Source organism: Caloramator quimbayensis (assembly GCF_900167605.1).
GTDB classification, from domain to species: domain Bacteria; phylum Bacillota; class Clostridia; order Clostridiales; family Caloramatoraceae; genus Caloramator_B; species Caloramator_B quimbayensis.
Window position 1 is genome coordinate 269,795 of sequence record NZ_FUYH01000001.1, and the last position, 15,147, is coordinate 284,941.

Sequence of the window (15,147 nt, forward strand, 5' to 3'; positions counted from 1 at the left end):
ATATAATAAGTAACAGTGCATGACTAAAAAATAGCCACAACGACGGAATGAAAAAGTTTGTCACTTGTCAACTATGTGGCACTTTTCTGCTTCTAAATATAGCATTAGAAACAAGACCAGCTATAAGGGCTATTAGCGTAGTGATTATCGTCGGGAGTATTATATCCGATGGATCCTTTGCATTAAGGCCTGCCCTTATTGAAATTACGGTTGCAGGCAGAAGCTGAACACACGCACCGTTTATTATTATGAAGGTTATCATATAATCAGAAGCCCTCTCCTTTACAGGGTTTATGCTTTGAAGCTCCTTCATTGCCTTTATTCCAAAGGGAGTTGCAGCATTCGAAAGCCCCATCATATTAGTAGCAATATTCATTACTATGCTTCCGAGGGCTTTTTTGTTTTTCTTCTCAAGATTAGGAAATAAAATCCTCATAACTGGTGAGAGAATCTTTGCCAAAGCATCTACAATTCCAGATTTTTCACAAAGTTTCATAATTCCCGACCATACAGCCATAATTCCAAGAAGGGCCATTAAAAGCTCAATAGAGTTTTGTGCAGAATCGGTCATCGCCTGCAATAAACCTTTCGTATCTCCCTTTATCATAAAGGTTAAGATCCCTGCCGATAATATCACAAACCATATAATGTTTATCATCACTTGCCTCCTAATTTATATTGATTTGAGGGACAGTTACTTATTTTAGATAATATATATACATTTTTAGTAGACAATTAGTGTGAAAATGTTTCTTCTCCTTTTTTGGTTCCTATAACCATAGATGAATAAAAGAGTAAAAAATATCTCCCCTAATTTACGTATGATTTATATAAAATAAGTAACTGTCCCTCGGATACTCGGATATATAATTTGTCTGTAAAATATTTATAATAAGTAACTGTCCCTCCTAACCTCCTAATTTTTAACGAAATCTGTAATCAATTAGTTTGTCACTTGTCAACTGGGTGGCACCTTTCTAATTATTTTTATGTAATAGGACGATATAATATTATAGGTAGAAATTTTTTAATTAATATGCAATTTACAATTGATTAATGTTTCTAAACATTTTATGTGTTACAATAAAAACAAAAGGGTAATGTAATAAAGAGGGCATCTTTTTTGGAGGTGTTATGATGATTTATAAACCCGACGAAGTCTCTAACTTAAAAAAGGGCAAGCAAATATATGTCGAGATTAAGGAAGGAGATGTAAGAATTTTAAGAAGAAATTATTGCGGAGTTTATGAGCTTTATCATAAAAACAACAATAAAAGAATTGAATACTTCGAAGACTTAAACCTGTTTAAAAACAGATACGGCTCCTTAAAAAAGAAATTCCCTTTATACAATCTATCCCGTCAAAGGCTGGATATATATTCAATAGCAGAGTCATCATCTATTAAGGATTTATTAAAATGGTTTCAGGAATATGGAAAGGTATCCCTTATAAGGACAGATAAATACGAAGATATTGAAATCGATTATTATGATTTTGTATCAGATACAGAAAATACCCTTTCAAATTTTCAAATCATAAAAAGTGAAACTGATTTTACTATAAACATATCAATTAAAAATGAGAGCAAAATCAAAAAAGCGGTATAAAGAAATTCTTTATACCGCACTTTCATAGCACTGTCCAAAAATAGTGCTGCTTTTTCTTATATAGCCCATATCAACTAAAGCCTCAAGGCTGCTTTTTAAATCTTCAATATCCCTAATTCCTGCCGAATTTAGATTTTTAAGAACGCTTAAAAGGTCATTAGGATAGATAGGCAGATGATCTTTAATATCTTTAAAAAGTTCCTCATACTTTTTGCTATTCATGTTTAAAAGCTCATCAAAGGGGTTTTCAGTATGAACGCTTGTGGTTTTTGCCATCCTTATTCTAACCGCAACAGTTCTTCCGAATATTGCCGAGGAAATAAAAGTATCTCCGGATTGTAAGTAAGGAAGACGCTTTGCCTCCTCAGATGTAATGTCCGTCTCCTCCTTTATAGTATCTATATCCGAAGCCCTGACGGTCCTGAATACGAGCTTTGTATTCAGCTGTGCCGTAACGGTTTCATCTAAAAGCGCAGGCCTTTGGGTTGCAAGTATTAAAAACACACCGTACTTTCTCCCCTCCTGAGCGATTTCCTTAATCACTGATTTTGCCGATGTATCATAGCCCTTTGGGACAAAGTTGTGGCACTCATCAAAGGCTATTATAAAAGGAGGAAAATAATCGAGAGACTCCCCGAGCTGAAGCCCATCCCTGTAATCCCTTCTTTTATGATAAAGGGAGGTTATAACATAGGATGAGAATACATTCATTATTTTAAGCGGCCCCTGCACCACAGCAGTTTTGCCCTGCATAAGACAGTTTTCTATCTCCCTTATATCATTGGTAAAAAGGCCTTCCTTGTTAAGCCTTTGAAGCCTCCAAAGTATTCCGTTTACCGACTGTGCTGGAAGGGTACCGTATTTTTTATAAATATCAACCATCCTTTTATATCTATCCTGCTCAACGCTGTCCACAGCATTATTTAAAAGTTCTACTATTCTTCTCTCGTTTCCTATTTCCTGTGCCTCTTTTAGTATCATAAGCCTCTCTTCAAAGCTGTAGTAAGTATCACCCTTCTTGTGGAGCTGCTCTACCACCGACATCATAGGCTCAGTAAAGCTTCCAGGGGATGCTGCTGATAGTATTGCCGAAAGGTCCCTTACGCTTAGGTTTGAAAATTTAATGCCAACATGGCGGCCTATCTGAAGACATTTAAATTTATCCTTAAAATCCGTTCTATACTTAGATTCTAATTTGTCAAAGGGAGTTGAAAAATCCATTTCATAGTGGGGATCGAGAACTATTGTAGGAATAGAAAGTTTCATAATCTCCTCAAGTATTACCCTCATTCCAAAGGATTTTCCAGAGCCTGAGCCCCCGAATATTCCAATGTGGGGATACTGCTGCATAGATTTTATATCGAATATAAAAGGAATGCCGCTTTGATTTTTTACTTTCCCATTTTGAAGAAGGCATAGCAAATCCCTGTATTTATTATCAATAGTATCATCAAGCTCCTCAGTACTTTTTACAACCCCAAGTACAAGACCTCTTTCAGGAGAGGATTTTACCAAAAGGTCCTTTACCTCATCAAAGGAAGGATATCTGACCTTAGAGCCGACAGTTACAGGGTATTGAGCCTCAACTATCAAATTCAGCCTCGCAATATATATAGTGTTTTCATCTATATTATACCCAAGGGCCCTGAGGGATTCTAAAACATTGTTGTCTCCCATTTCACCGTTTATATTAAAGGGAATATATTTGTTATAGGAAGAAGTTTCAACAACCTCCCCCAAAAGACTTCCCAAATTTTCATCCTCAATTATAAGTATCTGATTTATTTTAAAAGGTTTACTATCTGATACAACATAAACTTCCTGCTGGTTTGTAATACCTGCAACCTTCATAAAATCCCTCCTTATCTTTTGCTCCTCTTAGGATTTAGAATTCTTTCTCTTATATCCCTGCTTATTGCACTCTCAACTAAAGATTTTACCATATCATCGGTTATTTTTACTTCCTTATCCACAACATCCAGCCAAAAGGGAATGCCCCTTCCCTTTAGAGGAGTTAAGGTGTATATTAAATCGCAGTAGGAAAGTGCCTCCTCATACTGCTCCTCAATAAAGTCAAGCCCTGCAACCTGAGGATCTTCAGATAACCTTATATAACAGGATTTTATTCCGCTCTCTGTTTTTTTAGTTTTTATATTCCCCTCAAGCAAAAGCATCTCTCCCATATTTAAAAGCCCAAAGAGCAAATCCCTGTCATAAAAGGTTTCGCAGCCTATATTAATTTTGCTTCCTATTATATTTATAATATCCTTTGTTTTAACTTCTTCAGTAACTCCTATTATTATTTTATTTTTTATTACAGCCTTTCTCTTAAATTTTTCCCATTCGCTGCTGCAGTCAATGCTGTAGTGCATTAAAGAGCCATCCATAAGTATAACCTTAGATTGAAACTTATCAATAGCAATTGTTGCTGCTTCAATCTCGAGCCTCGACATCATAGCCCTTCTTCTTGCCTCATCCCCTATCTGCCCATCATCCTCTTCAAATAAAGGAACATAAACATCCTGCAGAATTATATCTTCCTTTTCCTTAGTTGATTTTGACAGAGCCTGAATTATTGAGATGTAATGGGGATAAAGTCCTCCATAGCTGTTAATAGAGCCGTCAACCCCCACTATCCCGCAGCCTAAGGTCTGCTTTTCTATTTCGTCCTCATGAAGCTTTTTAAGCTTTATTGGATTTCCTGTTATATCAAACAAAACATTTTTAATTTTTTCTTTATCTATTTTCTCATATCTTTCTTTAAATTTATAATCTATTGAAGAAAGTTTCTGCTTTAGCAATGAATAATCCATCTTCTCACCCCATAACAACATTTTAATACAAAAAATTAATAATTTCATTAAGTATATTTTTGTTAATAAAATTAAAGTTTTTTGGATTTTATACTATTAATTAAGAAATTTTAACACATATTGTCAGAAATTTGAAGGCTTATTTTTAGTAATGCAATTTTTTACAGCCTTTGTAAAAGAATTTTTTCTCTTATTGCAATTAACATTGCCATTTTCTAAATAGTCTGTATATTTATTTAAAAATGTTAATTTTTATAGAAATTTTCATTTTTGATATTGACTTTAATTGGTAGTTTTGTTATTATCTTAATAGAATATGTCGAAGCATGTTGAAGGAGGGGAAAAAATGAAATCAACAGGTATAGTAAGAAGAGTAGATGAACTTGGAAGAGTTGTTATTCCAATCGAACTTAGAAGAACTCTTGAAATTGGTGAAAAGGACGCCCTTGAAATCTACGTTGATGGCGAACAGATAATATTAAAGAAATATCAGCCAGCATGCATTTTCTGCGGAGATGCAAGAGACGTTATAAACTTCAAAGGCAAGAATATATGCAAAGCTTGTCTTGCTGAATTAAAAGAAGACTAATCTACATAAAAGGCTGTGCACTAAATAATTAGTGCACAGTTTTTTTATTCTATATCTATGCTGTATTTATAAACCTCTGATTTTGGAAGGTTTCTCTCCTTTGCAACCCTTTTTACTGCGTCCTTCTTTGAAAGTCCTTCATTAATATACATCATTATATGTTCTTCCACTGATATTTTTTCAAACTCCTGCATTTTTTCCATTTCCATTTCTTTTTTGCTCTTTCCCTCAAGAACTATTACATATTCTCCGAGGGGCTTTTTTTCTTTATATATTTCAATTGCCTCGCTTAAAGTGCATCTTATTATCTCCTCATACTTTTTAGTAAGCTCCCTGCAAAGGGCAATCCTTCTGTCTCCGAAATTTGAATACAAATCCTCGAGGGTTCTTATAAGCTTATGGGGAGCCTCGTAGAATATTATTGTCCTCTCCTCATCTAAAAGATTTGAAAGCCTTTCTCTCCTTCCCTTCTTATCCGTTGGAAGAAATCCTTCAAATACGAATCTTGCCGTTGAAATGCCCGATACAACAAGACCATATATAAGCGCAGCAGGCCCTGGTATAAGATATACTTTTATTTCATTTTCAATGGCTAATTTTACAAGTCCCTCCCCTGGGTCTGATATTCCCGGAGTTCCCGCATCAGTAACAAGGGCTATGTTTTTTCCGCTCAAAGCCTCCTTAATTAGTTTTTCACCGCTCTCTATCTTGTTATGTTCATGATAGCTTATAAGAGGCTTTTTAATTTCAAAATGATTTAAAAGCTTTAAAGTCTGCCTTGTATCCTCTGCAGCGATTATATCAACGCTTTTTAAGGTATTTAAAGCTCTTATTGATATATCTTCAAGATTTCCAATTGGAGTTGCAACAAGATATATTGTACCTGTCATTTTAACACCTTCCGTAAATTTTTAATATTTCATCGGTATAGCTTCCATCTTCATTATATACATAAAGAGGCTCTTCAATTTTCAAAAAATCTCCTCCTGATTTTAAAGCCTCAACTAAAACCATTCTCGGAGCTTTACCTATATAGGGATGAACAAACCTTAGCCTTTTAGGGGAGAATTTGTTTTTGTTTAGGGTTAAAAATATATCATTCAATCTTTCAGGCCTGTGAATCATATAGAATCTGCCTCCTCCTTTTAAAAGCCTTGAAGCAGAAAATATAAGCTCATCAAGGGTAATAAGAACCTCATGTCTTGAGATTGCCTTTTTATCCTTTGGATTTATTATACCTGTACTGCCCTTTTTATATGGAGGATTTGAAACTACAACATCATAGCAGTTAATACCTATATCCTTAAAACAATCCTTAATATCTCCTTTATAAATTTTAATTTTATCCTCAAGGTTGTTTAATAAAATACTTCTCCTTGCCATATCGGAAACTTCCTCTTGAATCTCAATTCCTATAATCTCTGAAGGCTCATATTTTGCATATATCAATAGAGGAATAATTCCGCTGCCGCTGCCAAGGTCAACAACCTTCTCCTTTTTTCTTGCATAGGCAAAATCCGATAGCAAAACTGCATCTATTCCAAAGCAGAACCACTCAGGGTTTTGAATTATTTTAAGCCCTTTTATTTCAAGATCGTCTATTCTTTCTCCATCTTTCAGCACAAAAACCTCTCCTTATAATCAGGTTATGATAATTATATCATAAAAACAAAATATCAAAAAATTAAAAAAGGCCTTAGGCCTTTTTTAACACTATCGCAAATTATTCTTGAACTGGAGCTCCAACTGGGCAAACATTTGCGCAGTTTCCGCAATCAATGCATGTTGCTGCATCAATAACATATTGAGTATCTCCCTGACTGATTGCATTTACAGGGCACTCTGGAGCGCACGCACCACAGCTTACGCAAGCGTCTGTAATCTTATATGCCACACTGTTCACCCCCCTTTTATTTTATAAAGGTGTTTCCTATATCATTTTAACACTATATGCTATTTATGAAAAGATTTATTTTATTTATCCTTTGAAATGTTTTCTTCAAGTATTAACTCTATATCCTCATCTTCGCTTACCTGTTTTATTTCCTTTTCTATTTCCTCTTCAGAAATAGTATTATGCTCATAGTCTCCAGATATAAGCTCTACATCGTATATAGGATAGTTTCTAACTTCAGCTTCATCTTCAGAGGTTATTTTAACCTTTACGCATTCTCTTAAGATATTGTTTTCAACAACCTCTCCCTCTCCATCGCAGGTTTTAACCTTTGAGCCTACCATAGGAGTCTTTTTCCTTATGCACTCATAGGTACACTGCTCATAGTTAAGACAGCACATAAGCCTTCCGCAGACTCCAGAAATCTTTGTTGGATTCAGTGAAAGGTTTTGTTCCTTTGCCATCTTTATTGAAACCGGCTCAAAATCCCCAAGAAATGTTGAGCAGCACATAGGCCTTCCGCAGGGGCCAAGACCTCCAACCATCTTCGATTCATCCCTGACGCCTATTTGTCTTAGTTCAATTCTCGTTCTGAATATAGCAGCAAGGTCCTTAACAAGCTCTCTAAAGTCGATTCTTCCATCTGCAACAAAGTAGAATATTATTTTGTTGTTGTCAAAGGTATATTCAACATCTATGAGCTTCATAGGAAGATCATGTTCTTCAATCTTTTTAAGGCATATAGAAAAGGCTTCCCTTTCCTTTGCTTTGTTTTCTAAATTCTTCTGTTTATCCTCATCATCTGCTATCCTTATTACCTTCTTTAAAGGAGAAACAATAGAAGAATCATCTACCTGCCTTGGGCCTATAACAACCTCTCCAAATTCGAGGCCTCTTGCTGTTTCAACTATAACAAAATCTCCAGTTTTTAAATCATATATATCAGGATCAAAATAGTATATTTTTCCTGCCTTCTTAAATCTTATGCCAACAACTGTTATCATATTAAACCTCCTGTATATTTAAAAGCATATCCTCAATAGTCAGCTGATAGTTTAAATAATTATCTATATTTTTTCTTGCAGAATTTATTATATTAATGATTTTATTTATTCTATCTATGGATAATACTTTACATTCTTCATTTAGTATTTCATATATATCACTGTTCATAACTATATCTTCGTTTTTTGTAATTTTAAGCACAGAAATATCCCTTAGAATAGACAGCATAATATCAAACACTGAATCTATATTTTCCTTTTGTGATAGAAAAAAATCTACACTGTCTAATATTTTTACCTCATCAGCTCTTATTATATCCCTTAAAGTTTTTAAAGTCTCCATCCTTAGCGCTGCGTATTTATCATCAAGATATTTTAAAGCATTGCCAAGAATTCCATCGCTAAGGCATGCAGCAGTTTTTGCTTTTTTATATTCAACTCCACGTTTTATTAAATATTCTTGTATTTTATCCCTTTCAACCCTTCCAAGGCGTAAAACCTGACACCTTGAAATTATAGTATCAAGTATTGAGTTTATGTTTTCTAAAAGGATTATAATAGTAGTATCCTTCAAAGGTTCTTCGAGGGTTTTTAAGAGGGCATTCTGGCCTTCTATTGTTATTTTATCTGCTCCCTTTATAACTATAACCTTTTTATCCCCTTCATAGGGCTTTATATTCACATCATCAATAAGTTTTCTTATAACATCTATGCCTATGCTCTTTGAAGATGATATTATTTTATAATCTGGGTGGATTCCGCTTTGTATTTTTTTGCAGGAGGTACATTCACTGCAGGGTTTTTTAGAGCCTCTGCACAGTATCATTGATGCAATATAATCTGCAAAGATACTTTTGCCAATGCCATCCGGACCTTGTATTATAAAGGCATGAGACATTTTATTATTATCATACATGCTTTTTATTGCATTCTTTGCATATTCCTGCCCTAAAACTTCAAACAATAAAACCACCTCAAAAATTATATCTTTTCGAATCTGTCAACATCAACTACAAACACGGTTGCACCGCCTATTGTAACTTCAACTGGTGTTGGGATGTAAACTCCTGTTGCCCCAAGAACTGGTGATGGAGGAGATATTACTCCTTTTCTTGTCTTGCACACATCTTGTATTATATTCATTACATCATCAAGTTTTTCCTTTTCAACTCCTATTAAAAGGGTTGTATTTCCTGCCTTTAAAAATCCTCCTGTAGTTGCAAGCTTTGTAACTCCAAAACCTTCATCGGTAAGAGTATTAACAAGCTCAATAGCATCATCGTCATGGACAATGGCAAATATAAGCTTCATAAAAAGACCTCCTATAAAATATTTTTAATTTTTTCTATTATTACGGAATGAATCACGTCAACCTCCATAGCTGCATCTATCTCAAATATTCTTTTGTGCCTGTCCTTCATCCTATTGTAGCCTTCGCTTACCTTCTCATGGAATATGATGCTCTCCTGCTCTAATCTATCGAGTTTTTTGCTCTCTTTTTTTCTTTTTATTCCTATTTCAGCAGGCAAATTAAGCAAAAATGTAATATCCGGTTCAATACCCAATGTTGCATAGTTATTTATGTTTTCAATTAAATCCTCTCCAAGCCCTCTTGCATATCCCTGATATACAACGGAAGAATCTACAAATCTATCGCAGATTACAATCTTGCCGCATTTTAGTGATGGTAGTATAACCTCATATACATGCTGTGCCCTCGATGCTGCATATAAAAGGGCTTCACATACCGGTGACATTCCTTTGTTTTCAGGGTTTAATATTACATCCCTTATTTTTTCACTGATTTGCGTTCCTCCAGGCTCCCTCGTTAAAACCACATCATATCCGCATTTTGTTAAGTAGTCATTTAAAAGATTTATCTGAGTAGTTTTCCCTGAACCGTCAGGTCCTTCAAAAGTTATAAATAATCCCTTCATGCTCTCCCCCGCAACAATTAGTTTTCTATACAATAACCTTAAAATTCAACAATGTCAATATATTCTGCTGTATTATCCGATATTCCGTTTAATGCAATACCCTTCCTCCTTAAATATTTTATATATTCTATTATATCATAAGTTATAATCTCACCGGGAACAAGAATTGGAATTCCTGGAGGATAGGGTACTACCATCTCTTTGCTTATAAGGTTTTGTGCATTCTCTAATTTAACTTTTCTTCCTTTATTATAATAGGCATCCCTTAAGCTCATAACAGGCTTATAATTTATAAATTTATAGTCTATATCATCATAATTTTTTTCACTCTCAAGATATGAAATTTCTTTTAATGCATTATATAATCTTTCAAAATCCTCTCTTAAATTCCCAACGGTGCATATAAGAACTATATTTTTTGTATCCGACATTTCAACCTGTATATGATATTTTTCTCGCAATATTTTTTCAAGCTGCCTTCCTCCTATTTTGGATGATATAGTAAGCCTTGTTGCATCTATATCATATATACCTGCACTGCCCTTTAAAGAAGCATCTATTATATTATATCCTTCTATACCTTCCATCTTCTTTTTAAACTCTTCAATGTTATCTATAAGCTCATCTAACATAGCCTCTCCTTTTTCCTGCATTATATGCCTTGCGCTGTCTAATGATGCCATAAGAACATAGGAAGGACTCGTACTCTGATGAGCCCTTAGCATAAACTTTATTCCCTCGCTGTCAACGTTTTCTCCTATGTTTAAAATGGCCGTCTGGGTCAGGGATGGAGTAGTTTTATGAAGACTTACAACCGAGGCATCAGCGCCGCACTGAATTGCTCCTTTAGGAAGCCTTTTATTAAAATAAAGGTGGGCTCCATGGGCCTCATCAATTAAAACTTTTATATTTCTTTTTCCCGCCTCCTTTATAATGCTTTCAAGGTCGCATAAGGTACCGTAATATGTAGGACAAGTTAAAACTATTGCCTTTGCATCAAGATTTTTATCCATCAAATCTATTATTTCTTCTTTATCAATAGATACAGGTATATCAAATCCTTCAAGAATCGTTGGGTTTATATAAACTATATTTAAATCTCCAAGAAAACATGCCATATAAACAGAACGGTGGCAGTTTCTCTGTATTATTATTTTGTCCTTCGGCTTTGTAAGCCCCATTATCATGCTGTATATTCCGCAGGTGCTTCCATTTACTAAAAAGAAGCTCTCCTTTGCTCCATAGCATGCCGCAGCCTTTTTTTGTGCCTCTAATATCATTCCCTCCGGTATGTGAAGGTTATCAAGTCCAAAAACTTCTGTATTGTCCATATTATAAAGGTTATCCCTTATTATACTGAGTTCTTTAAAATTTTTTTTGTTGTTTTTATGCCCCGGCATATGAAAGGATACATTTTTTTCTTCTATGTATTTTAAAAGCCCGTCAATTATAGGCATATCGCTCAATTCTATCATCTCCTATTTTTGTATATTTTTATTATATCATAGTTTTTTAAAATTTTTATTTTGCAATTATAAACACAAGAGTCTTTTAATAATACTTCTTAGATAATTGGCATATTTTTATCAAACATATAAAGCCCATATACTGCATGGTCAATCTCTTTCACTCATTAAGAAGCTCTATACCTCACTTCCTTGAAAACAAAGAACTTTTGGAAACTCGCTTCTCTCAAACAACCAAAAGTTCTAATGTTTTCTGCGTCAGTGAGGCAAGAGCTTCTAAAACTCGTTTTATATTGCCCTTAGCAGTATTATGGGCTTTCCTTTAATCGAAAGAATACTGCTTTAAAGATTTTTATAAACAAGCTGTGATAAATAAAAATCACTTCATTCATCATCCCTATAATTAGGTTACTTATTATATTAAAAATCTTTGAAATATAGCCTACTTTTATATGAATATTTTATGGTTATAAAGTGAATATACTGCACAGTCAATCTTCCTCTTATATTACCGTGCAGTATTAGGAGCTTCAATTTTGACTTTATCTTTAATCTAAAGAAAATCATTTAGTTTAAAAAATTTTTCTAAGTAAATAATAATATTAATAAGGATTTAGGAGTGATTCTATGGAAAACAGTATAAGATATTCTATAAGAAAGATTATAGACTCTAAAAAAGAAAAACTCGAATATGTAGTAGATTTTATGTATAAAAATCCAGAAAAAGCCTATTTTGAAGAAAAATCTTCATCTATGCTCGTAAACCTTTTAAAAGAAGAAGGCTTTGAAGTTGATATTGACATTGCTGGTATAGAAAACTCATTTAAAGCCGTATGCGGCTCAGGGAAACCAAGGATTGCATATATCTGCGAATACGACGCAAAAGAATCAGGGCATGTATACGGCCACAACATAACATCTGCTATAAACCTTGGCGCTGCAATAGCCCTTAGAGAGGTTTTAGATAAGATAGGAGGAAGCGTTTCTGTAATAGGCTGTCCTTCCGAGAGCAGAGCTCCTGTTAAAATAGAAATGATGAAAAAGGGCATATTTGATGATATAGATGCGGTGCTATGCGGTCATGCTATGGATAAAACCTGTGAGAGCGGTTCATCCCTTGGGATGGCTTTGATGGAAATAGAATTTAAAGGAAAGTCCGCCCATACATCAATCAATTTCAATGAAGGAATAAGCGCTCTATCCCCCTGCATAACCTTTTTTAACCTTATTGAAAGCATTAAATCTAAACATATTGATTCTACATTCATAAATTATATTATTAAAAATGGAGGAGAGGATATAAACCTCATACCCGATGATATTATTTGCAATATTATGATAAAAGCTGTTGACATTAAAAATCTCGATATTTTGTGTAAAGAGATTGAAGACTGCGCAAACTTTTCATCAAAACTTTACAACTGCAGCGCAGAAATAAGCTACCTTGAGGATAAATATATGCCATTAAAAACTAATGAAAAGCTCTCAACCCTTACATGCCATAACTTAAAAGAATGCGGAATCATAGAAATCCACGGGCCTTTAAACATAATGGCAAGCCTTGATTTAGGAAATATAAGTTATAAAATTCCAACGATACATCCCTACATTGGAATATGCTCCTCTCCTGTAAAATATTATTCTAAGGAGTTTTCAGACTGCACTATAACTGCCTATGCAAAGGAGCAGATGTTAAAGGCTGCCTCTGCGCTGTCAATAACCGGTGTAGATATAATTCAAAAGCCGGAAATATTAAAAGAATAAAAAATAAAAATCCCTTACTGTATTAGTAGGGGATTTAATTTTTATGAAAATTTTTTTATGAAGCAAAACTATTTTTACTTCTCATCTCTTCAATCCTGCTAAGCATGTTACCGCTTGGTGCAAAATAAAAACTGTATAGCTTTCCTTCTTTTTTAAAAAGGCATCTATATATATCCTTTCTTTTACATCCGCAGGTAAAATTATATACCTTTTCTATATCGCTTCTCTTTTCGCTGTTTTTATCTATTGAAACTATATTTTTAACATTAAGATTAAGCTCTACCTTCCTTTTGGTGCCTTTAATTCTCTCTATTATAAGTTCATTGTCTATAATACAGTATTTATACCTTATCCTGCATTTTTGCCATAATATCAAAGATATAAGTAGTGCTACAGGGAGCATTGCATATCCCGCATATATTAGTTCATTATAAAATTCCTTAGGATTTGAAACGAGAACAACTACATCAACAGAAATTATAATAAGCGTTAGTATGAATGTAAGTTTTGCTAAGAATCTGTGCTTATAATCTACTATCTCCCTATATAAAATGCCCATATATATCTCCTCTATCTGCATATTTAGAACATAGTAATTATATAATGAAGACAGTAAAAACACTAACCTTATATAATCTTTAAAAAAGCCTTAAAATGCCGCTATAATCGTTTAATCATATTTATCATCATGCCACTTTATGAAGATAAATATGTCTTCATTTTTTATATTATTCCATAGCTGCTATATTAACATCTATCACATAATCTATATTTTTTATTTTTTTTATAAAATCATCAATTTCTATATCCATATTAGACATATCAACAGTAATTGTTACGTTTGCAACCTTATTAATAGGTATGTCCTGATTTATGGTAAGTATATTCCCTTTGTTTTCCGCAATTTCATTTAATATTACAGATAAAGCTCCCGGTTTATGATGTATAAGAAAGGAAAAAGTAGCCTTATGCCCCATCATACCATCGGATACTGAAAATATATAATCCTTATATTTATAATATGTACTTCTGCTTATTCCAATCTGACATACTGCATCAGAGATATCCTTTGCCTTTCCTGTTCTTAAAAGCTCCTTAACTTTAATAACCTTTACAAATATTTCTGGAACTGCTCTCTCATCCACAAGGTAATATTTTTGAACCATATTTAATCCCCGCTTTTAATACATGTTTTTGATAATTTGCCTTCAAATCCGGCATTTTTATAAACATTATTTAATTTATATATGTATATAGTACCTCCATCTATGACATAAAAAGTATAACATATGCATGCAAAAAAGGCTATTGGTTTTTCCAATAGCCTTTCTAATTTATTCAATTTGGTGACCCCTACGGGATTCGAACCCATGTTACCGCCGTGAAAGGGCGATGTCTTAACCACTTGACCAAGGGGCCATGTATTATAAAAACTGGCAGCCACCTACTTTTCCAAGCCGTCTCCAGCTCAGTATCATCGGCGCACCTATGCTTAACCTTCGTGTTCGGAATGGGAACGGGTGTTACCATAGATGCCTAACCACCAGATATTTGTTTTAATATTTTTCTCCTTGCTATCTGATTTCTTCTTTAGTTCTAAGCCTCGCTTCCTTGAAAATTAAGAACTTTTGCAAACTCGCTTCTCTCAAACAAGCAAAAGTTCTAAGATTTTCTGCGTCAGACTCGGCAAGAACTAATACGAATAAATCATAATGCTTCGTCGTAAAATATTAAAAATCCCAACTATTTAATGTAGTTCTTTGAAAGCTGCACAGCAAATTATTGATCAAGCCCTCGACCTATTAGTATCAGTCAGCTTAACGCCTCACGACGCTTACACCTCTGACCTATCAACCTTGTGTTCTTCAAGGGGTCTTACCCTTACGGTGGGAAATCTCATCTTGAGGTGGGCTTCGCGCTTAGATGCCTTCAGCGCTTATCCCTTCCGAACATGGCTACCCAGCTGTGCCACTGGCGTGACAACTGGTGCACCAGAGGTTCGTCCATCCCGGTCCTCTCGTACTAAGGACAGCTCCTCTCAAATTTCCTACGCCCGCGACGGATAGGGACCG

General features: G+C 34.3%; 17 protein-coding genes, 1 tRNA gene and 2 rRNA genes. 3 read left to right on the top strand and 17 right to left on the bottom strand.

Translation table 11 applies throughout. The features are described from left to right. Positions 1-67: 67 nt before the first annotated feature. Positions 68-658: a nucleoside recognition domain-containing protein gene (locus B5D15_RS01260; RefSeq protein ID WP_078695286.1), complete on the bottom strand. Its 591-nt coding sequence runs from the start codon at positions 656-658 to the stop codon at positions 68-70. Between the two features lie 479 nt (positions 659-1,137). Here B5D15_RS01260 and B5D15_RS01265 point away from each other — a divergent pair, with 479 nt between their 5' ends. Next, on the top strand, positions 1,138-1,608 hold the full coding sequence (locus B5D15_RS01265) for a hypothetical protein (protein ID WP_078695287.1): 471 nt from the start codon (positions 1,138-1,140) through the stop codon (positions 1,606-1,608). A 9-nt stretch (positions 1,609-1,617) separates the two neighbouring features. Here B5D15_RS01265 and B5D15_RS01270 read toward each other — a convergent pair whose 3' ends face one another. Next, positions 1,618-3,459 carry an ATP-binding protein gene (locus B5D15_RS01270; protein WP_078695288.1) on the bottom strand — a complete coding sequence of 614 codons (1,842 nt, stop codon included), beginning with the start codon at positions 3,457-3,459 and terminating at the stop codon, positions 1,618-1,620. Between the two features lie 11 nt (positions 3,460-3,470). Continuing rightward, entirely contained in the window at positions 3,471-4,421 is a 951-nt protein-coding gene (locus B5D15_RS01275; RefSeq protein ID WP_179122140.1) for a DNA double-strand break repair nuclease NurA, read from the bottom strand. Between the two features lie 346 nt (positions 4,422-4,767). Between B5D15_RS01275 and B5D15_RS01280 the strand changes: the two genes are divergently transcribed. Continuing rightward, positions 4,768-5,010 (top strand): AbrB/MazE/SpoVT family DNA-binding domain-containing protein, encoded by a 243-nt coding sequence (locus B5D15_RS01280; protein WP_078695290.1) that lies wholly within the window; start codon positions 4,768-4,770, stop codon positions 5,008-5,010. 44 nt (positions 5,011-5,054) lie between these two features. Here B5D15_RS01280 and rsmI read toward each other — a convergent pair whose 3' ends face one another. The 8 genes from rsmI to B5D15_RS01320 form a co-directional block, all read right to left on the bottom strand. Continuing rightward, entirely contained in the window at positions 5,055-5,900 is an 846-nt protein-coding gene (gene rsmI / locus B5D15_RS01285) for a 16S rRNA (cytidine(1402)-2'-O)-methyltransferase (protein WP_078695291.1), read from the bottom strand. A gap of 1 nt (position 5,901) precedes the next feature. After that, complete coding sequence (locus tag B5D15_RS01290; protein WP_078695292.1) at positions 5,902-6,633, bottom strand: tRNA1(Val) (adenine(37)-N6)-methyltransferase; 732 nt, start codon at positions 6,631-6,633, stop codon at positions 5,902-5,904. 100 nt (positions 6,634-6,733) lie between these two features. Continuing rightward, positions 6,734-6,904 (bottom strand): DUF362 domain-containing protein, encoded by a 171-nt coding sequence (locus B5D15_RS01295; protein ID WP_078695293.1) that lies wholly within the window; start codon positions 6,902-6,904, stop codon positions 6,734-6,736. An 80-nt stretch (positions 6,905-6,984) separates the two neighbouring features. Next, complete coding sequence (locus B5D15_RS01300; RefSeq protein ID WP_078695294.1) at positions 6,985-7,908, bottom strand: PSP1 domain-containing protein; 924 nt, start codon at positions 7,906-7,908, stop codon at positions 6,985-6,987. Between the two features lies 1 nt (position 7,909). Further along, positions 7,910-8,872 carry a DNA polymerase III subunit gene (locus tag B5D15_RS01305; RefSeq protein WP_078695295.1) on the bottom strand — a complete coding sequence of 321 codons (963 nt, stop codon included), beginning with the start codon at positions 8,870-8,872 and terminating at the stop codon, positions 7,910-7,912. 17 nt (positions 8,873-8,889) lie between these two features. Next, on the bottom strand, positions 8,890-9,219 hold the full coding sequence (locus B5D15_RS01310; RefSeq protein WP_078695296.1) for a cyclic-di-AMP receptor: 330 nt from the start codon (positions 9,217-9,219) through the stop codon (positions 8,890-8,892). Positions 9,220-9,230: 11 nt separating this feature from the next. Further along, complete coding sequence (gene tmk / locus B5D15_RS01315) at positions 9,231-9,845, bottom strand: dTMP kinase (RefSeq protein WP_078695297.1); 615 nt, start codon at positions 9,843-9,845, stop codon at positions 9,231-9,233. A gap of 38 nt (positions 9,846-9,883) precedes the next feature. Next, positions 9,884-11,302 (bottom strand): aminotransferase class I/II-fold pyridoxal phosphate-dependent enzyme, encoded by a 1,419-nt coding sequence (locus B5D15_RS01320; protein WP_242948664.1) that lies wholly within the window; start codon positions 11,300-11,302, stop codon positions 9,884-9,886. A gap of 636 nt (positions 11,303-11,938) precedes the next feature. Here B5D15_RS01320 and B5D15_RS01325 point away from each other — a divergent pair. After that, positions 11,939-13,075 carry a peptidase dimerization domain-containing protein gene (locus tag B5D15_RS01325; RefSeq protein WP_078695299.1) on the top strand — a complete coding sequence of 379 codons (1,137 nt, stop codon included), beginning with the start codon at positions 11,939-11,941 and terminating at the stop codon, positions 13,073-13,075. A 55-nt stretch (positions 13,076-13,130) separates the two neighbouring features. Here B5D15_RS01325 and B5D15_RS01330 read toward each other — a convergent pair whose 3' ends face one another. The 6 genes from B5D15_RS01330 to B5D15_RS01350 all read right to left on the bottom strand — a co-directional run. Beyond that, complete coding sequence (locus B5D15_RS01330; RefSeq protein WP_078695300.1) at positions 13,131-13,634, bottom strand: hypothetical protein; 504 nt, start codon at positions 13,632-13,634, stop codon at positions 13,131-13,133. Positions 13,635-13,803: 169 nt separating this feature from the next. Then, positions 13,804-14,241 (bottom strand): ACT domain-containing protein, encoded by a 438-nt coding sequence (locus tag B5D15_RS01335; RefSeq protein ID WP_078695301.1) that lies wholly within the window; start codon positions 14,239-14,241, stop codon positions 13,804-13,806. A gap of 2 nt (positions 14,242-14,243) precedes the next feature. Beyond that, positions 14,244-14,417 carry a hypothetical protein gene (locus B5D15_RS15340; protein ID WP_179122142.1) on the bottom strand — a complete coding sequence of 58 codons (174 nt, stop codon included), beginning with the start codon at positions 14,415-14,417 and terminating at the stop codon, positions 14,244-14,246. A 2-nt stretch (positions 14,418-14,419) separates the two neighbouring features. Next, positions 14,420-14,494 (bottom strand) — tRNA-Glu (locus tag B5D15_RS01340). A gap of 12 nt (positions 14,495-14,506) precedes the next feature. Further along, positions 14,507-14,623: ribosomal RNA gene (gene rrf / locus B5D15_RS01345) — 5S ribosomal RNA — on the bottom strand. A gap of 234 nt (positions 14,624-14,857) precedes the next feature. Further along, positions 14,858-15,147, bottom strand: a 23S ribosomal RNA gene (locus B5D15_RS01350); the annotation flags it as partial.